Annotated in this window: 16 protein-coding genes; 8 read left to right on the forward strand and 8 right to left on the reverse strand. The window is 69.9% G+C overall.

The genetic code is table 11. From position 1 onward, the window contains the following. The first annotated feature begins 29 nt into the window (after positions 1-29). From DMH03_RS19230 to DMH03_RS19245, 4 genes are all read left to right on the forward strand, one after another. Positions 30-911 carry an RNA polymerase sigma-70 factor gene (locus DMH03_RS19230; RefSeq protein ID WP_125785299.1) on the forward strand — a complete coding sequence of 294 codons (882 nt, stop codon included), beginning with the start codon at positions 30-32 and terminating at the stop codon, positions 909-911. 220 nt (positions 912-1131) lie between these two features. Continuing rightward, the gene (locus DMH03_RS19235; RefSeq protein ID WP_125793392.1) at positions 1132-1977 is read left to right on the forward strand and encodes a PspA/IM30 family protein; all 846 of its coding nucleotides are present in this window, start codon (positions 1132-1134) and stop codon (positions 1975-1977) included. A gap of 74 nt (positions 1978-2051) precedes the next feature. Continuing rightward, on the forward strand, positions 2052-3035 hold the full coding sequence (locus DMH03_RS19240; protein WP_125793393.1) for a hypothetical protein: 984 nt from the start codon (positions 2052-2054) through the stop codon (positions 3033-3035). Positions 3036-3431: 396 nt separating this feature from the next. After that, positions 3432-5066: an amidase family protein gene (locus DMH03_RS19245; protein ID WP_125793394.1), complete on the forward strand. Its 1635-nt coding sequence runs from the start codon at positions 3432-3434 to the stop codon at positions 5064-5066. Here DMH03_RS19245 and DMH03_RS19250 read toward each other — a convergent pair. Both DMH03_RS19250 and DMH03_RS19255 read right to left on the reverse strand, forming a co-directional pair. Beyond that, the gene (locus DMH03_RS19250; RefSeq protein WP_125793395.1) at positions 5026-6075 is read right to left on the reverse strand and encodes a quinone-dependent dihydroorotate dehydrogenase; all 1050 of its coding nucleotides are present in this window, start codon (positions 6073-6075) and stop codon (positions 5026-5028) included. The genes DMH03_RS19245 and DMH03_RS19250 overlap by 41 nt on opposite strands. A gap of 21 nt (positions 6076-6096) precedes the next feature. Continuing rightward, on the reverse strand, positions 6097-6687 hold the full coding sequence (locus DMH03_RS19255; RefSeq protein WP_125793396.1) for a TetR family transcriptional regulator: 591 nt from the start codon (positions 6685-6687) through the stop codon (positions 6097-6099). A gap of 66 nt (positions 6688-6753) precedes the next feature. On the opposite strand from DMH03_RS19255, the gene DMH03_RS19260 reads away from it, so the two are divergent. Continuing rightward, positions 6754-7665, forward strand: coding sequence for an SDR family NAD(P)-dependent oxidoreductase (locus DMH03_RS19260; RefSeq protein ID WP_233611561.1), 912 nt, complete (start codon positions 6754-6756; stop codon positions 7663-7665). Here the strand turns inward: DMH03_RS19260 and DMH03_RS19265 are convergent. From DMH03_RS19265 to DMH03_RS19280, 4 genes are all read right to left on the reverse strand, one after another. Continuing rightward, positions 7662-8222, reverse strand: coding sequence for a GNAT family N-acetyltransferase (locus DMH03_RS19265; protein WP_125793397.1), 561 nt, complete (start codon positions 8220-8222; stop codon positions 7662-7664). The genes DMH03_RS19260 and DMH03_RS19265 overlap by 4 nt on opposite strands. A 380-nt stretch (positions 8223-8602) precedes the next feature. Continuing rightward, on the reverse strand, positions 8603-9652 hold the full coding sequence (gene add, locus DMH03_RS19270) for an adenosine deaminase (protein ID WP_125793398.1): 1050 nt from the start codon (positions 9650-9652) through the stop codon (positions 8603-8605). A gap of 126 nt (positions 9653-9778) precedes the next feature. Continuing rightward, complete coding sequence (locus DMH03_RS19275; protein ID WP_125793399.1) at positions 9779-10582, reverse strand: DNA-formamidopyrimidine glycosylase family protein; 804 nt, start codon at positions 10580-10582, stop codon at positions 9779-9781. A gap of 6 nt (positions 10583-10588) precedes the next feature. Beyond that, on the reverse strand, positions 10589-11455 hold the full coding sequence (locus DMH03_RS19280; RefSeq protein WP_125793400.1) for a ParA family protein: 867 nt from the start codon (positions 11453-11455) through the stop codon (positions 10589-10591). A gap of 109 nt (positions 11456-11564) precedes the next feature. Between DMH03_RS19280 and DMH03_RS19285 the strand changes: the two genes are divergently transcribed. The 3 genes from DMH03_RS19285 to DMH03_RS19295 all read left to right on the forward strand — a co-directional run bounded on the left by DMH03_RS19285 (position 11565) and on the right by DMH03_RS19295 (position 14325). Further along, on the forward strand, positions 11565-12296 hold the full coding sequence (locus tag DMH03_RS19285) for a methyltransferase domain-containing protein (RefSeq protein WP_125793401.1): 732 nt from the start codon (positions 11565-11567) through the stop codon (positions 12294-12296). A gap of 197 nt (positions 12297-12493) precedes the next feature. Beyond that, the gene (gene dinB / locus DMH03_RS19290) at positions 12494-13711 is read left to right on the forward strand and encodes a DNA polymerase IV (RefSeq protein ID WP_125793982.1); all 1218 of its coding nucleotides are present in this window, start codon (positions 12494-12496) and stop codon (positions 13709-13711) included. Between the two features lie 197 nt (positions 13712-13908). After that, a complete protein-coding gene (locus DMH03_RS19295) occupies positions 13909-14325 on the forward strand; it encodes a DUF3040 domain-containing protein (RefSeq protein WP_125785309.1) in 417 nt (138 codons plus the stop codon). Between the two features lie 314 nt (positions 14326-14639). Here DMH03_RS19295 and DMH03_RS19300 read toward each other — a convergent pair whose 3' ends face one another. Together DMH03_RS19300 and DMH03_RS19305 are read right to left on the reverse strand one after the other, a co-directional pair. Beyond that, complete coding sequence (locus DMH03_RS19300; RefSeq protein WP_125793402.1) at positions 14640-17147, reverse strand: DUF3488 and transglutaminase-like domain-containing protein; 2508 nt, start codon at positions 17145-17147, stop codon at positions 14640-14642. Continuing rightward, positions 17144-18418, reverse strand: a complete 1275-nt coding sequence (locus tag DMH03_RS19305) for a DUF58 domain-containing protein (RefSeq protein WP_125793403.1) — start codon at positions 18416-18418, stop codon at positions 17144-17146. Before DMH03_RS19305 ends, DMH03_RS19300 begins: the two co-directional genes overlap by 4 nt. Positions 18419-18432 lie beyond the last annotated feature (14 nt).

Genomic DNA, 18432 nt, shown 5'->3' on the forward strand with positions numbered 1-18432 from the left:
GACACCGCCGCCGAGAACAGGAGTCATCCATGTCCGACACCGCCACCGAGGCGTTCGTCGCCCACCGGAACCTGCTGTTCACCGTCGCCTACGAGATGCTCGGCTCGGCCGCCGACGCCGAAGACGTCCTCCAGGAGACCTGGCTGCGCTGGTCGGGCGTCGATCTCGGCACCGTGGAGAACCCGCGGGCGTATCTGGTCCGCATCACCACCCGGCAGGCGCTCGGCAGGCTGCGCACGCTCGGCCGCCGCAAGGAGTCCTACGTCGGCCCATGGTTGCCTGAACCGCTGCTCACCACACCCGACGTGGCCGAAGACGTCGAGCTGGCCGACAGCGTCTCGATGGCGATGTTGCTGGTGCTGGAGACCCTCACGCCGACCGAACGCGCGGTGTTCGTGCTGCGTGAGGTGTTCGACGTGGCATACGGCGAGATCGCCGAAGCCGTCGGCAAGACCCCGGCCGCGGTCCACCAGATCGCCCACCGGGCCCGGGCGCACGTCGCCGCGCGGCGGCCGCGAGGTGCCGCGTCCCCCGGCGAGACCCGGGACGTGCTCGACGCGTTCCACCGCGCGGTCCGGACAGGTGACCTGCAAGGACTGCTCGACGTCCTCTCGCCGGACGTCGTCTTCCTCGGCGACGGGGGCGGCGTGGTGCAGGCGGTGCTCGAACCCGTCGTGGGCGCGGCCATGGTCGCGCCGCTGCTTGCCGCGAGCCGCCCGGTCCGCGACGACGCGGCGACGATGCGGACGGCGCAGGTCAACGGGCATCCCGCGCTGATCCTCCGGCTCGGCGACGAGGTCGACACCGTCCTCGCGCTGCGCGTCGACGACGGCCTCATCACCGGGCTCTACGCGGTGCGGAACCCCGAAAAGTTGTCACGCATGGAACAGGAGACCGCTTTGCGCCGCTGACTCCGGCCGTTTTCACCCACGGTCACCGGACGGTGAACCCGAAAGGTCGCGAACATCACAGTCAGGGGGATCCCTGAATTCCGTCGGGGTCGCCTGGAACGCGGGACGCCGACCTGACACGATGGAACTCAACGCCGGGGTCGGGACGTTGCAACATCACAGAGGGGACGCCCCACCTCGAGGTAACAGCCCGTGGGATGCGAGAAGGCAGGCGGAGGAGATGGCCAACCCGTTCGTGAAGTTCTGGAAGTACATGATGGCGGCGTTCTCGTCGAAGATCGACGAGCACGCCGACCCGAAGGTACAGATCCAGCAGGCCATCGAGGAGGCGCAGCGCAATCACCAGTCGCTGACCCAGCAGGCCGCCTCGGTGATCGGTAACCAGCGTCAGCTGGAGATGAAGCTGAACCGCCAGCTCGGCGACGTCGAGAAGCTCCAGGCCTCGACCCGCCAGGCACTGGTGCTCGCCGACGAGGCGCGCGCCAAGGGCGACGAGCAGAAGGCGACCGAGTTCGAGAACGCCGCGGAGAGTTTCGCCGCGCAGCTCGTCACCGCCGAGCAGAGCATCGAGGACCTGAAGACCCTGCACGACCAGTCGCTCCAGGCTGCGGCGCAGGCGAAGAAGGCCGTCGAGCGCAACGCGACCATGTTGCAGCAGAAGCTGGCCGAGCGCACCAAGCTGCTCTCGCAGCTGGAGCAGGCGAAGATGCAGGAGCAGGTCTCCGCTTCGCTGAACCAGATGAGCGAGCTGGCGGCGCCGGGCAACACCCCGTCACTGGAAGACGTTCGCGACAAGATCGAGAAGCGCTACACCACCGCGCTCGGCTCGGCCGAACTCGCACAGAACTCCGTCCAGGGCCGGATGATGGAGGTCCAGGCCTCCACCACGCAGCTCGCGGGGCACTCCCGCCTGGAGCAGATCCGCGCGTCCATGAAGGGCGATTCCGTCGCTCAGGTGACGGACGGCAAGACCAGGGCCGCGGCGCCGAAGGCGTCGGGCTCCGCGGACATCCAGCGCGAGATCCAGGCTCGGGTTCAGGCCGAACAGGGCAAGAACCCCGCCTGACACACCACCTAGAGGCGGTCCCGCACCCCGCGGGGTGCGGGACCGGTCTCACACTGACGACAGGGGCGAGGGCAATGGGCCAGGGCAGGCGCAAGGACTTCGGGGAGTTCACCGCCAAGCTTGAGAAGCACATCGAAAAGCTGCCCGACTACGCCCAGCGCGCGCAGGAGAAGCTGCAGCGCTACATCCCGCCCTCCGAGCAGGGTTCTTCGCGGCCCGCTCAGCCGGCGCCGCCCAAGCCGCGTCCGCAGATGCCGCCGATGCCCGCCATGCCGAAGATCTCGCAGCAGCTGACGTCGATGGCCGCGGGCCAGATCCCGGTCGTGGCCGACGCGAAGGCCAAATGGGCCCGCTGGAACGAACCGGCCGCCAAACTGGAGCGACGCAAGCGCCGGACCTCCCGCGCGATGACGTTCTGGATCCTCCTCACCATCCTTTGTGGACTGTTCGCCGTCGTCGCGGGCACCGGCCTGCTGAAGGCGGGCGAGGCCGACATCCTCCAGGCCATCGCGGGCGGCGCGTTCACCATCGTCTTCGGCACCTTCGGCGTCCGGTCGGGGCTGCGGCTGCGGGAACTCAAGCGCACCGTGCTGCCCGCCGCGCCCGCCGCTCCGCCTCCGCTGCCTCCGGCGCGGTCCGTGGCGCGAGAGCCGATGGAGCGCCTCGCCGAGAGCGAGGCTTCGCTGACGGAGCTGCTTCGCCAGCTTTCGCAGCCGACGTCGCTCGGCACCATGCCGGTGTCGGAGATCGCCGTCGCGGACGCCCGGACCACCGCCACGGAAGCCGCGCAGGCCCTGCGCGGGCTGGCAGGCCGGATCCAGGCCATCGAACGCGGACGGGACGCCGCGCCCGAGCGCGAACGGGGCGCCCTCGACGCCGCCGTCAAGCAACTGCGCGAACAGCTCGACGACGGTCTCGACGGCTACGGCGGTCTCGTCGCGGCCGCCGGGCACACCGTCGCCGCCAGCTCGGACGGCATGACGTCGTCCAAGGAGCAGCTGTCCGACGCGACCGACAAGCTCGCCGGACTGGCCATGGCGCTGCGCGAGCTTTCCTGACGCGCGACTCGCGTGATCAGAGACGTATCTCGCGTGCTTGGAGGCGTAACTCACGAGTTACGCCTCCAAGCACGCGAGATACGCCTTCAATCACGCGAGTTACGCTTTAGCGGGTAGCGTCTGAGCAGGCGCTTTCCTGGACCATCGTCTCATTCGTCGTCGCTAATACTCCATTGCGTAACGACTCGCTCACTGTGTGATACCGAAATGCTCGCGTAACCCGAAACCGCTGGTGGCGGCAACCCGCGATGCTTAACGTTTCCTACATGCACGCAGTGCTCTTCCCAGCTCGGGCCTGAACCCAGCCCGCGTGAGCGGGCGTCCCAGGGTGGCGGACCGGACACAGTGGATCTCGCGCAGTGGTCTTTCTCGTCCCCACCGAGGAAAGGACGCCCAGTGACGACGCTCCCCCCGGAACCAGAACCGACCCCGGCCCCGACTCCCAGTTCCTACCAACGCGTCATAGCGGCCTACGACCGGATCGCCGAGGTCGACCGGCCCGACGTGTGGATCGCCCTCCGCCCGGTGGAAGACGCCCTCGTCGACGCCAAAGCGGTCGATGAGCGCGTTCGCGCGGGTGTGGACCTGCCGCTCGCCGGAACCCTGCTAGCGGCCGCCGACGTGCTCGACGTCGCCGGTCTTCCGACGGCGGGGGACGACGTCTGCTGTGTCGGTGCCACCTCGGTGTCCCGGCTGACCGCGGCCGGGGCGGTGGTGATCGGGAAGACCAACTGCGATCGGTTCGGCAGCGACCTCGAGCACACCCGCAGCCCGTACGGCGGCGTGAGCGCCGCACTGAACACCGCCCGCGTGTCCGGAAGCGCGAGCAGTGGCGCGGCCGTCGCCGTCGCGCTCGGGCTGGTCGATCTGGCGGTCGGCACGGATACGGCGGGAGCGGGCCGCGTGCCCGCGTCGCTCAACGGGATCGTTGGGCTGAAGCCGACCTTGGGCCTCGTGCCCAAGACGGGCGCCGCGCCGTGTGCCGGGATCTCCCTGTTCTCGCGCAGTCTCACGCTGGGCCAGCGCGCGCTGGGTCTGATGACCGGCCCCGACGGGATCGACCCACTCGCCAGGGACTGGCCGCCGGACGTCCGGCTGTCCGCGGGGGATCGGCCGCGCGTGGCGATTCCCGGCTCCGACGCCCTCACCGGTCTTTCGCTCCAATCACGGTCGGCCTTCCTCGGCGCGGTTTCGGCGCTGCGGGCGTCCGGGGCGCGGGTGGAGCCGGTGGAGGTCTCGGCGCTGCTGTCGGTGGGCGAGCTGATCCACGACGACGGCTTCACCGCGGACAGGCAGCGCGTCGCCGAGGCCGGGATGATCGCGCTCCGGATGCTGTCCGAGTACGACGCCTTGGTCCTCCCGACCGTCGCCGACCATCCCGAGGTCGCCGAGGCGTTGTCCGATCCGGAAGGTGTCACGAAACGCCTCGAGCGCTTCACGGCTTTCGTCAACCTGCTCGACCTCCCCGGGGTCACGGTGCCGGCGTCGCCGTCGGATCTCGGGCCGTACGGGGTTTCGGTGGTGGTGCGGCCGTTCGACGACCAGATCGCCATCGACCTCGCCGCCGTGCTCACCGACGAACAGGCCGACTTCCCTTATCCCACACCGGGTGCGGATCTCGTGGTGTTCGGCGCGCATCTGCGCGGGCAGCCGTTGAACGGGCGGCTGGTCGCCGCGGGAGCGCGGTTCACCGGGCTGGTCCAGACCGGCGAGGGCTACCGGATGGTGTTGCTGCCGTCCGATCCGCCGCAGCCTGGAGTGGTGCCGGTGGACGCCACGGGCGAGCACACGATGCTTTCGGGTGAACGCTGGCGGCTATCGCCCGCCGCTCTCGGTGCCTTCGCGGCCACGCTGCCCGCCCCGTTCGTCCTCGGCCGGATCCGGCTGGAGAACGGGGAGACGCCGCTGGCCGTCCTGTGCGACCAGTCCGCCACGGGAAACGCGATGGAGCTGACGAAGTACCGGTGCTGGCGTGCCTACCTGAGGTTCGTCAGTACGGCCGGGCCGCGAGACCTCGGGCGACCCGCTTGACCAGACCGGGACCGTGCAGGGCGAAACCGGTGTAGAGCTGGACGAGACCGGCGCCGGCGTCGAGCATCCGTGCGGCGGCGCCGGCGTCGAAGATCCCGCCGACGCCGATGATCGGCAGCTTGCCGCCGGTTTCGTCGTGCACGAACCGCACCACCTCGACCGAGCGCGCGGTGAGCGGGCGGCCGGACAGACCGCCCGCCTGCTCACCGACGGCGGCTTCGGGCGGAGCGATCCCTTCACGGGACAAGGTCGTGTTGGTCGCGATCAGCCCGGCGACACCGTGTTCGAGGCAGACCTCCAGCAGTTCCGCGAGCGCTTCGTCGGTGAGATCGGGGGCGACCTTCACCAGCACCGGCGTCGGCTTCGCGTCGCCGGCGAGCTCGGCCGAGGTCTTCCGCAGTTCGGAAAGCAGTTCGGCCAGCGCGGATTTGTCCTGCAACGCCCGCAGCCCCGGCGTGTTCGGGGAACTGACGTTGATCGCGAAGTAGTCGGCGTACGGGTACAGCGCCCGCAGTGAGAACCGGTAGTCCTCGACCGCCTCGTCGAGCGGGGTCACCTTGGATTTGCCGATGCTGACGCCGAGCGGCACCGGCGGCTTCCCACCCGCGGCGAGGCGGGCGGCGAGCGCTTCGGCGCCCTCGTTGTTGAAGCCCATCCGGTTGATCACCGCGTCGGTCTCGGCGAGGGTGAACAGCCGCGGTTTGTCGTTGCCCGGCTGCGGATGCCGGGTGACCGTGCCGACCTCGACGAAACCGAAGCCGAGCGCGGGCCACGCGTGCAGCGCACGGCCGTTCTTGTCCATCCCGGCGGCGAGGCCGACCCGGTTCGGGAAGCGGAGACCGAGGAAGGTGACCGGATCGTCCGTCCGGTAGACGCGGCCGAGCGCGCCGAGCGCGGGGGAGACCCGGCTCAGCCTGGCGAGCGTGCCGATGGTGCGTTCGTGCACGGTTTCGGGGTCGCTGCCGGAGACCCGGTAGAGAGCGGGGCGGACGATCTTGTCGAAGAACACGCGTCCATCATGCCTGGCGGGTCAGTCGCCGCCGCTTTCGGCAAGCCGGATCCGGGCGAAGCCTTGGTCCAGCAGCGACAGCCGGTCCGCCGTGCCCCCGGACCGCAGCCACGCACTCGACACGGCATCGAGAACGGCCGTGGCCGCGTTCGTGAGCAGGTCAGCGGTGAACGCGTCGAGTCCGGCGCCAGGCCGGTCACGCAGCGCGTCGCTCACCCGCTGTCGCCACTCGGCCCGGCGTTGTTGCAGCCGTCCGCCGAGGGCGGGAGTCGTCTCGATGAGGCGGAGGGTCGCCAATGTCCGCTCGCTCGCGTGGATCTCTTCCTGCCAGCGTCGCAGGACGTGCTGGAGGGAGGCCCAAGGATCTTCTTCGGCGGGTCGTGCGCCGAGGTCGGCGACCACCTTCTCACCGGTGAGGTCGATGCCGTCGAGGACGACGTCCTCCTTGGCGGGGAAGTAGCGGAAGAAGCTGCGTTTGGTCAGTCCCGCCGCGCGGGCGATCTCCTCGACGGTCGTTTCCTCGAAACCTTGGCGGGCGAACAGGCCGATGGCCACCTCCGCGAGTTCGGCCCGTACCGCCCGGCGTGTTCGTTCGCGCAAACCCTCCGACATGCACCCGAGTCTACTTTGTGTCATTTAGTGTCTATGATGACACCAGGTGACAACTTTGGAGGTCTGATGAAACCGATGGAAGGCAAGACGGTGCTGGTGACCGGGAGCACCGGTGGCATCGGCAAGGAAACCGCCCGGCGGCTCGCCTCGCTCGGTGCCGGGGTGATCCTCGTCGGGCGCGACAAGGCGCGAGCCGAGTCGGCGGCGGAGGAACTGCGCCGGTCCAGCGGGAACAGGGACGTCAACGCGATCACGGCCGACCTGTCCCGGCTCCGTGACATACGCCGTCTCGCCGAGGAGGTCACCGCACGAGCCGGCCGTCTGGACGTGCTGATCAACAACGCGGGGGCGACGCGGGCCCGTCGTGAACTGACCGAAGACGGGATCGAAAGCGCGTTCGCGGTCAACGTCGTCGCGCCGTTCAGCCTGACCCAGTGGCTGCTACCCGCCTTGAAGAAGGCCGAAGCGGCTCGGATCATCAACATCACCGGCGGCATCCCTCGCGGCCGGATCGACCTCGGCAACCTCCAGGGCGAGAAGTCCTATGTGGGTCTGTCGTTCTACAACCAGACCAAATTGGCGCAGATGGCGATGAGCTACACCTTCGCGGAGCGGCTCGCGGGGACGGGCGTGACGCTGAACGTCGCTTATCCCGGCCACGCCTCCACGTCGATGAACAAGGGGCTCACCATGGGCACCTACCCGCCGCCTGCCCGCCCGATCGTGCCGCTGCTGCGCCTGATCATGCCCGTGCTCTACGGCCGTCGTGCCCTGCTCAAGGCCACGGAGTCGAGCGTGCACCTGGCCGCGAGTCCCGAGGTCCGGACCACGAGCGGGGCCTACTTCTCCAGCAAGGCTCGGCCCGTCCCCTGGCCCGAAGCGGTCCTGGACGACCACACCAGGGACGCGATCTGGGACCTGTGTGAGAAGTTGCGCGACCATCGCGTGCGGCAGTGGGCCACCGACGCGAAGAGCTAGCGGCTCGCCTTCCACTCGTCTTCGAGCATCGCGAAGACGAGTTCGTCACACCATTCACCCTTGACCAGTTCGTTGTGCCGCAGGTGCGCCTCCTTCTTCATACCGAGGCGTTCCATCAGCGCGGTCGAGGCGGTGTTGCGGCCGTCGCAGCGGCCGATGATCCGGTGGAGTCCGAGATCTTCGAAGCCGAGCCGGAGTACTTCGACGGCGGCTTCGGCGGCGAGCCCCTTGCCGTGGTGGTCGGGGTGGAAGACGAAGCCGATCTCGCCCTGGCGCTTCTCGCTGCTGAGGTATTCGAGGTTCAGGTCGCCGATCAGCTGCCCGGTCTCGGTCAGTTCCGCGGCCACCGCGAGGAACTGGCCTTCCTTCGACAGGCTGCTGCTGTGCACCCGTTTGGCGAGCGCGGCGGCGGATTCGGCCCGGCTGCGCGGGCCCCAGTAGAGGTAGCGGGCGACGTCGGCGCGGGACTGGAAGGAGTTGAGTTCGTCGAGATCCGCCGAGGTGAAGGCGCGGAGTGTCAGGCGCTGGGTGATGATCGGGAAGTCGGGCCTCAACATGGCGTCAGGCTATCCAGTCTGCGCCGGTTCCGTGGGCGGAACAGCGGCGGACGGTCCTCCAGGGCGACGGGTGGTCCCCTCCGGGCTCGCAAAAGGGCCATATCCCGGATATAAGGGTACCCCCGAGGCGGCTCCCGGACGCCGGAATCGGCGGCCGGGCCCGAGCCGGACCGGTGCTCGGGAACCTCGGGGGCCCGGTGACTGCCTGGTATTCGCTATCAGGCATCACGCGAAGCAGAGACGACGAGCCGAAGGTGGCTCCAACTTGCGTTGTATCGCTGCTCAAAAGTCCTACGCGTGCCGTCCGCTAGCGGACAGTCACCTCACGAGTCCTGTTGGAATACAACTTTGGACCACCTCCTCTCTCGTGTACCGCCACGCTATGCGAGGACTTCGGGGTCCTGCAACAAGATTTCTTCGATCTCCGCCTCCAGGACGGTCTTGTCCGCCGAAGGCAGAAAAGACGCCGCCACGGCGTTCTTCGCGAACCGGGCGATTTCGGACGCGTTCAGGCCCAGCGTTTCGGCGACCGCGACGTACTCGCCGTCGAGGGTGGCGCCGAACATCGGCGGATCGTCGGTATTGAGCGTGACCACCACGCCGTGGTCGAGCAGCCGCCGCACGGGATGCGCCGCGACCGAGGCGAACTGCCCCGTCCGGACATTCGACGTGGGGCAGACCTCCAGCGGGATCCGTTGCACGGCAAGGTATTCCAGCAACGCCGGATCGGTGTGCGCGCCGACGCCGTGCCCGATCCGCTCGGCGCCAAGATCGTGCACCGCCGACCAGACGGTGGCGGGCCCGGTGGTCTCGCCCGCGTGCGGGACGCTGTGCAGCCCCGCCTCCCTGGCCGTGGTGAAGAACGGCGCGAACTGCGCGCGGCCGACGCCGACCTCGGGGCCCCCGAGACCGAAGGACACCAGGCCTTCGGGGCGTTCGCGGAGCGCGAACACGACCGTCTCCCGGCCGGCGACGATCCCCTTCTCGCCGGGAATGTCGAAGCACCAGGCCAGTTCCACCCCGTGGTCCGCCCGTGCCGCCGCCCGCCCGGTGGCGAGACCGGTGAGGAGATCATCCGTCGACATCCCGTCGAGGACGTGGTTGTACGGCGTCACGGTCACCTCGGCGTAGCGGGCGTTCTGCGCGGCCAGATCGGCCGCCAGCCCGGTGACGAGGGTGTGGATGTCGCGGGCGTCGCGCACCAGCGACGTCACCGCCAGGTAGTTGCGGAGGAAATGCGGGAAATCGCGGAAGGTGAAGAACTCGGCGAGCGCCGCGGGGTCGGTCGGCACCCCCGCGGACGGGCGGCGCCTGGCCAGTTCCAGCACCGTGGGCAGGCTCGCCGAACCGACGAGATGGACGTGGAGTTCGACCTTCGGCAGGGCGTGCACGAACGCGCGCAGCGCCTCGCCCGTGAGGATTCCGGGCATGACAAAGCTCCCTGGGGAAAGAAGTGAAGGTGACGTGCGGAGGAAGCGGGCGGCTCAGGGAGCGAGGTCGCCGCGTTCGGTGTCGGCCCCGTAGAGCGGGAGCTTGAAGAGCGTCACCAGGCCAGCTTAGCGGCTCGGAGCGGGTCCGGACTGGCATTTCGGGCAGAACCAGGTCGGCCTCGCCTGGTGTCCGGCACCCTGGGGCGCGACCCGGAGCGGTCCGCCGCAGCGGAAGCAACCTTGTTTGGTCCGTTCGTAGACCCAGTGTTCACGGCCGCGGCGCAGATCGCCGGTGGTCGTCTGCGAGGTGCGCCAGGCGTTGGTCTTCAGCAGCTTGCGCCCGAGCGCGACGGCCTTCGCCGGGTCCACTTCGGACACCGGCGTCCATGGTGTGACGCCGAGCAGGAAGCACATCTCGACCTTGTACATGTTGCCGATCCCCGCCATGATCCGCTGATCCAGCAAGGCATCGCCCAGTTCGCGATCCGGGTCCGCGGCCAGCGCGGCCGCCGCCAGCTCCGCGAGTTCGTCCGTCCACTGTGGATCGAGCAGATCCGGGCCGAGGTGGCCGACCAAGCGGTGCTCTTCGTCCGTGGGCACGAGTTCGAGGTCGTGCACGCGGAAACCGATCGCCTGCAGATCCTCGGTGGCGAGGATGACCCTCGCCTGATGCGCCGGGTTGCGCCAGCGCGCGCCTGCCCGGTAGACGTCCCACTTGCCGTCCATCCGCAGGTGGCTGTGCAACGTGATCTCGTCGGAGAACCGCGTCAGCAGATGTTTGCCGACCGTGCCGACGCCGAGCACGTCGCGTCCGGCGAGATCCGTCGTCGCCAGCTGAGGGACCCTGAACTCGCCTCGCAGCAAGGTCTTCCCGGCCAGTGCCTTGTCGAGGACCTTGCCTGCGAGGAAGACGGTGTCGCCTTCGGGCATCGGACGTCAGCCCGTGCCGGTGTCGCTCAGCTTGGCGGGCCTTTCGGTGGTCTCCGGATCCTCGTCGCCGCGGACGCGATGCCGTCCGGCCCGGCTCGAGCGCAGCACCTTCGCCAGCACCATGTTGAAGGTGAGCGCGATCTCCTGCGCGCCGGGGGAGTGCCATTCGTGGATCGGGCTGCACGCGCCTTGGGCCTGCTGCACCGCGAGCCTGTCCGGGATGGCCGTCGGCATCACCAGCGGGCCGAAGTTCTCCCGCAGTTCGGCAACGCGGAACTGGTGCTCGTAGGAACGCACGCGGAGCTTGTTGACCACGACACCGATCGGCCGCAGCCCCGGGTTCTGCTCCTCGCGGATCTTCTCGATCGCCTCGAGCGCCCGCCGGGCGCCGGAGACGGCGTACATCGTCGGCTCGGTGACGATCAGGGCGCTGTCCGCGGCCACCAACGCGGAGCGGGTCAGCCTGCCCAGCGACGGCGGGCAGTCGAGGATCACCAGTTCGTAGGGTTCCTCGCGCAGCGGGTTCGTGTGCAGTTCGTCGAGCGCGCGCGAGAGATTCTCCAGACGGCGGTTGTCGGCGTCGGGTTCGTTGAGCATTTCGAGCTCTTCGGCGCCGACGAGGACGTCGATCCGGTCGCTCCACACGCTGGGCGCGATCGCTCGTTCGAGCACTGAGCGCACCGGCGTCTCCAGGACGTCGGCCAGCGTGCGGTCGGTGAGGGGCGGGTCCAGCGAGGTGGTGGCGTTGCCTTGCGGGTCGAGGTCGGCCACGAGAGTCCGGGCGCCCCTACGCAGCGCGGCGGACGCGACACCGAGGGCGACCGTCGTTTTACCGACGCCACCCTTCAGGCTGAGAACAGCGACCGTGTGCACTCGATACAGCCTACGGGCAGTCGGCGGGGTGGCTCCTTGGCAAGGTGTCGAACACCGCATCGGACTACACCCGGCGGCGCCCGGAAGGCGGGCATTACCCTGTGCGTTTATGAAGACGGACACCGTGGCCACGCGGGGATCGGGGGCGGTTCGCCGGGTTCTCGAAGCAGAACTCCGGGCCGCACGGGCGCGAGGCGCACAACAGCCGCACGTCGTCGACGTCGGCGGCGGCAGCGGCGGCTGGGCGGTGCCGCTCGCCTCGGCGGGCTGCCTGGTGACCGTCGTCGAGCCGAACCCCAACGCGCTGGCGACCCTGCGCCGCCGCGCCGAGGAAGAGGGCGTCTCCGGCAGCATCACGGTGATCGCCGACGACTCCGACGCGCTCGGCGCCCACGTCGCGGACGGCTCGGCCGACCTCGTCCTCGCGCACGGGCTGCTCGAAGTCGTCGACGACCCGGCGCTGGTGCTCGCCGCGCTGGCCGCCGCGGTCAAACCCGGCGGCGCGGTCTCGGTGCTGGTGGCGAACCGCCACGCCGCGATCCTCCAGCGTGCGCTGGCCGGACGGCTCGGCGAGGCACGGGAACTGCTCGCGGCGGAGAGCGGCGTGCTCGGTGGCGGCCGGGAGACCGTGCTGCGGCGCTTCGACGCCGAAGCCCTCCGCACGCAGCTGATCGACGTGGGGCTCGAGGTGACTTCGCTCCAGGGCGACGGCGTCGTGGCGGACTTCGTGCCCGGCGGCGTGCGGGAAGAGGAGCTGACGGAGTTCGAGCTGGCGGCGGCGTCGGTTCCGCCGCTGCGGGACATCTCCAGCAGGCTGCACTTCCTGGCCCACCGCCCCTGACCCCTCGTGAGACTTGACAGTCAGGCGCTCACGTGAGTTCTCGCGGTCGTGGGGATGTCGTGAAGGGCCCCTTTGAGACGTTGAAGGTCTCAAAGGGGCCCTTCACGACATCCGAGCTCGACGCCGGCCACCGGAAGACTGTCGGTGGTCCGGGCTAGCTTCTGCCTGTGGGACGAAACGCTGAACTGCCCGGTGGGATGGCCCGCTACCGGGTGACGACCGGGGCCACCACCTGGCCCGACGACACCGGCTGCGGTCTGTTGCACGTCGACATGGACGCCTTCTTCGTGTCCTGTGAGCTGCGCACACGACCGGAGCTGGCGGGAAAGCCCGTGGTCGTCTCCGGCGGCGGCCCGAGGTCGGTCGTCGCGGCCGCGAGTTACGCCGCGCGCGAGTTCGGTGTGCGGTCGGCCATGCCGTTCTCGACCGCCAAACGGCTCTGCCCGCAGCTGATCTGCATCACCCCGACACCGGGGTTGTACGGCGAGGTGTCGAAGGGGGTCATGGGGATCTTCCGCGAGCTGACGCCGCTGGTGGAGCCGCTGAGCCTGGACGAGGCCTTCCTGGACGTCAGCGGGGCGCTCAAACGGCTGGACTCCTCGCCCGCCCGGCTCGGCGCCTGGATCCGGGAGCGGGTCGCCGCCGATTTCGGGATCAGCTGCTCGGTCGGCGTCGCGAAGGTCAAGTTCGTCGCCAAACTGGCGTCCGGGATGGCGAAACCGGACGGCATGGTCGTCGTTCCCGCGGCCGAGACGCTCGCGTTCCTGCACCCGCTGCCGGTGTCGGCGCTGTGGGGCGTCGGCAAGCGCACCGAGGAGCACCTGCGGCAGCAGGGCCTCGACACCATCGCCGACGTCGCCGCCGCCCCGCTGCCCAGGCTGAGGCGGTCGCTCGGACGGGCGCTGGGGGAGCACCTGTTCGCGCTCGCGCGCGGCCACGACGAGCGCGAGGTCGTCCCGGAGACGCCGGACAAGTCGATCGGCGCCGAAGTGACCTTCGACGTCGACCTCCACGACCGCTCGGCGCTCGGGCTCGAACTGCTCCGGCTGTCCGAACGCGTGGCCGCCACCCTGCGCCGCCGCGGGCTGCGCGGGCGGACGGTGTCGATCAAGGTCCGGTTCGCGGATTTCAAGACCATCACCCGCGCCAGGACAACCGCCGTGCCGGTGGATGTGGCCCGCGACATCCACCGCACCGCTGTCGAGCTCCTCGCCGAGCACGCGCCGACGGGCGCAGTCCGCCTGATCGGCGTAAGAGTCGAGGGATTGGACACGGAGAGTGATGGAGAACAGCTGCTTTTCGACTCACCGGAGCCCCGTTGGCGGGACGCGGAACTCGCCGCCGACGTCGCGAGGTCTAAGTTCGGTGACGGCGCGGTGCGGCCCGCGTCACTGCTGACCCCCCGTGACCAGTGACATCGGCCGCTCGGCCGTCTTCGAGAGAGCCGCGTCGGGTGGTTTCGGCCAATTTGATCCCTTCTGGATACGGGATCGGGTAGTCGGACGAGCGCGGGGCTCGTATCCTGGACAGAGACACCCCGCCTGGGGTTGTCTGTTGGGTCCATGACGTTGCGCGGCCCGGCGCCCGCGACAGCTGTGCCGGAGGAGGAAAGATGCCACTCTCCGAGCATGAGCAGCGGCTGCTCGATCAAATCGAGCGCGAGCTCTATGCCGAGGACCCCAAGTTCGCATCCACGGTGCGAGGCACCCGGTTGCGCCGCCCCGCCCGCCGACGGCGTTTGCAGGGCATCGCCCTGTTCGTAGTGGGCGTCGCACTGTTGGTGCTCGGCGTGGTGGTCAACATCCGGGTCGCCGAAATTCCAGTGATCAGCGTGCTCGGGTTCCTCGTGATGTTCTTCGGAGTCATGATGGCCGTCACATCGATTCGGCAAGGAGCCGAAACGGAAGGCGGTAAGGACAGCGGTGGCCCGGGAGCCGGCGGAGGTGGCGGCGGCAAGTCGTCCCCGCGCCGGAGCTCGTTCACCCAGCGCATGGAAGAGCGCTTCCGGCAGCGCTTCGAGGAGCAGTAGCTCTCACACACGCGAACATGCCGACGAGGCACCGCCTCGTCGGCATGTTCGCGTTCTCATGCGCGGGGGCGTGGGCGGCCGTTGTCCGTGAAGGCCTCCTGCCCTCTGCTGAGCGAAGGGTTCTAGTACATGAAGGACCCCTTCCTTGCGTTAGGCGCAAGGAAGGGGTCCTTCATGTACTAGCGCCGCCCTGCCGCCGATGTCCTGAAGGCCCCCTTTGAGACGTTCAGCGTCTCAAAGGGGGCCTTCAGGACATCGAGGCCGCTGCGGTGGGTGGCTCGGCCGCCTACCGATCCGGCGCAGGAGCCCTGGCCTTACTTCCCTCGCCGCAGTGACCGCGGGAACAGGCGGCCCTTCCACGACATGGGCGCGTTTCGTTTCAGGCTCTTGCGCACCTCGTCGAAGGCCGGGCCCAGCTCCTGATCGTCCGCCGGCGTGTCCGAGTACCAGGACTTCTCCACGACGCCGATGACGGTCCGCAGGCCGGTGCGGCCTTCCTCGTCCAGACGGTGCTTCTCGACGACCTTCCGGCCTGCCACCCGCACCGTGTCGCCGTCGGACAGCGGCAGGCCGCGGTCCGCGCATTCGTCCATCAGTTCCCGCCACGCCGCGTCGGCCGCGGCGGGGGAGTGGGACGCGATCTTCTGCAGCCGCAGCCGCCGCTTGATCTCCCGGATCGTCGTGGGCGTGCCGAGCACGCCGAGGACGACCACCAGCGCCAGCGCGAACCACCACGACACCCAGGCCGCCAGGAACGCGAACGCCGCCACCCACAGGCCGATCGCGATCAGCGGCAGCCAGTTCGTCACGTTCTGGTTGTCCAGGAACCCGTTGTCCTCGCGGTCCGCGGCCGCGGAGGCCCCAGGCCGCATCAGCGCCCGGTGTCTCAACCGGGACCGCACGATCGCGACCACCGTCAGCGCGGCCGCCAAGCCACCGAGGATCCCGGCGAGGATCGCGGGCCACAGCGGCTCTTCGTCCTGCTGACCACCGTCGCCGTCCGCGCCGAGGTCCGCGCCCGGGTCGCGGGGCGTGCCGGTGGCGCAGGCGGTCGACGCGGGCGCGCTCGGCACTTCCTGGGTGTCGTTGGTCGCGGAGCTGCTGGTGTCGGTCTGCAGATACGGCGGGACGACCGCGCGGCCGTCGAGCAGCGGGGTCGGGTCGAAGCTGACCCAGCCCTTCGTCTGGAAGTAGACCTCGACCCACGCGTGCGCGTCCTCGGAGCTGATCGAGAGGTAGTCGCCCTTCGGGGTCCCGGAGGTGAAGCCGATGGCGACCCGCGACGGGATGCCGACCGACCGCAGCATCACGGCCATCGCGGACGCGTACTGCTCGCAGAATCCGCGTTTGCCGTTGAGGATGAAGTCGGCGAGCGCGTCGGAGTCGGTGGCGTCGGCGGTCTTGGTGTCGTAGACGAAGCCGTTCTGCGCGGTGAAGAACGACCAGATCGCCTGCGCCTTGTCGAAGTTGTTGGACTCGTTCTCCGTCAGCTGCTTGGCCTTCGCGGCGACCCGGGGATCGACGCGGTCGACCTGGACGAACTGCTGCGGTACCTCGGCGAGGCGGGGGTCGTCGAGCCGGAGCTCGTCCTTCGACGGTTCCTTGATCGACGCGGTCTCGGTGTAGGCGGGCGCGTTCTGCTTGGTCGTGGTGAACACGGCACCGCCGACCGGGTCGTACAGCCAGTTGTCGGCCAGCCCGTTGATCGACCGCGGCGCGCCGTAGATCGGCAGCCAGTTGTCGACCCAGTTCGTCGGCTCGATCCGGATGTCCCGTGCGGGGCCGGCGCCGTCGTCGCCGGGAGCGGGCGGGAGGCCCTTGTTGGCCTGCACCCCCTGCTGGGCGCGGCCGTTCTGCGCCAGCCCCCAGCCCTTGTTCGGCGTGTACGTGTCGAGGGTGAAGGCGCGCAGCAGCCGTTTGTCCGCGCCCATCCCGTAGACCTTGAACAGTTCCACGTTCTCGCCCTGGTCGAGCAGGCCACGCAGCTGCGTGAACGGCTCGACACCGAAGCCGCCCGCACCACCGCGGCCGGTTCCCTCGGCGCCCGGGAGTTTGCCGACCGTGCCGATCCCGGTGACGGCCGTGCCGATCACCAGCCCCATCGCGATCGCCGCGGCCACCACGCCGACGGGCGCGGACAAGGTGCTCGCCGAATTGCCCAGGCCCGGCGCCTCGCGGTTGCGCCAGCGGCGGTGCCGGTGGTTGCCGTCGACGGCGAGCAGCGCGGCGAACGCGGCCGCGCCCAGCAGGAACGTCCACCACGGCAGCATGTCTTCGGCCAGCGCCGCCGGGACGGCGTACACGCACAGCAGGACCAAACCGGTCGCGGCGGGCGCGGCGGCGGCCACGGCGAGCGTGTCGACCAGGACGGCGACCAAGCCGATCGCGATGGTGACCAGGCAGAGGATCGGCGGCGTGCCCTCGATCGGGGGCAGTCCGACACGGATCTGTTCGGCCGCCGCGGCGAGTACGCCGCGCAGTTCTTCGAGCGCGTCCGGCCCGGGGATGATCTTCAGGATCCCGCTGGTGGTGAACGCCCCGGTGATCAGGAACAGCAGTACCAGCAGCTGCGCCAGGCCGACGACGATGGTCGGCGCGCGCAGCGAGCGCAGGGCGAGCCCGGTGGAGGCGATCAGCACGACGGCGACCAGCAGGTAGCCGAACCACGCCCACCCGGAGACGACGCCGGTGAGCGAGGTCGAGGCGAACAGCGTGGCGAGCCCGGCCGCGACCGGGGCGAGCACACTGCTCGTCCAGACCGGCGGCGGCGCTTCGGGACGCGGGCGGGGGGTGTGCGGGCGAGGTGGCGCGGTCGCGGTCACAGGCCGCCTCCGATCAGCGTGCCCCGGCGGGTGGCCGTCTGGCACAGTTCGGCCCACACCTGCTGCATCGGCGATCCGGGTCCGGCGACGACGACGCCCCAGCCCGCGGCGCGCAGCAGCGCCACCGACTCCTCGGTGGCGGCGGCGCGGTTCTCCGGGCGGTTGACGCCGGAGGACCAGCCGGGGGTGTCGAGCAGCACGGCGAGGCTCCGGATCCCGCGCGGGCGGTACCGGGACAGTTCGTGCACGGATTCGTTGCTGACGGTGCCGAGCACGGCGATGAGTTCCTGTCCTTCGGCCGGGTCGTGGCCGAGGGTGATGTCGCGCTGGTGCGCGGGCTGGAGCGCGGCGAGGACGTCGAGCACGACGTTGTCGTAGTGCTCGCCACCCTCACCGGGGGTGTCTGCCAAGGTCTGGCCGTGTTCGGTGATCAGCCGGACGCGGTGACCGGAGCGGCGCAGGTGCAGGCCGACCGAAGCGGCGAACGAGACGGCCCATTCGAGGCTCGCGGCGGGACCGGTGCCGTGGTGCGCGGCGGCGCGGTGGTCCAGCAGCACCGTCGTGCCGCCACGCCAGGGCCGTTCCTCGACGCGGACCATGATCTCGTCGCGGCGGGCGGTGGAGCGCCAGTGGACCTTCCGCAGGTCGTCGCCCTGGCGGTACTGCCGGACGATCACGTCCGCCTCGCCCTGTCCGGCGTGCAGGCGGATGCTGCCGTCGTCGCCGGCCCCGATCCCGGCGCCGCTGGGCAGCCCCCACAGGCCGACCACCTTCGGCACGACGACCAGCCGGGAATGCCCGATCAGCTCACGTTCGAACTCGCACAGCCCGAACGGGTCGGTGATCGTCGCCCGCAGCGGGCCGACCTGCTGGATCCCGCGCAGCACCGGCTGAAGCGGATAACGCAGCGCGACCCGGCGATCGTGGGGGAGCCGTTCGACGACGAACCGCGGCCGCGAACCCAGCGCGTACGGCACACCGTCTTCGAGCAGCACCTCGCCGGCCGGGAGCCTGCCGTCGCGCCAGAGTTCGAGCTGGACCTCGCCCGGCGAGCCGACGGAGACCCGCTCCGGGCGCAGCGAGCGGGCCGCGCCCAGCCGCAGCCGGGTCGCCGAGATGAAGAAGGCGACCAGCAGCGGCAGGGCGATGACGAACACCGCGACCCGCAGCAGATCCCGTTCGTTGAGCACGAACGAACAAGCCGCCGCGGCGACGCCGGCGGCGAGGAGGCAGCGGCCGCGTGTGGTCAGGCCGGACAGCGCACGCAGCATGGCTGTGTCTCTTT

This window comes from Amycolatopsis sp. WAC 01376 (genome assembly GCF_003947415.1).
In the GTDB taxonomy this organism is placed as follows: Bacteria; Actinomycetota; Actinomycetes; order Mycobacteriales; family Pseudonocardiaceae; genus Amycolatopsis.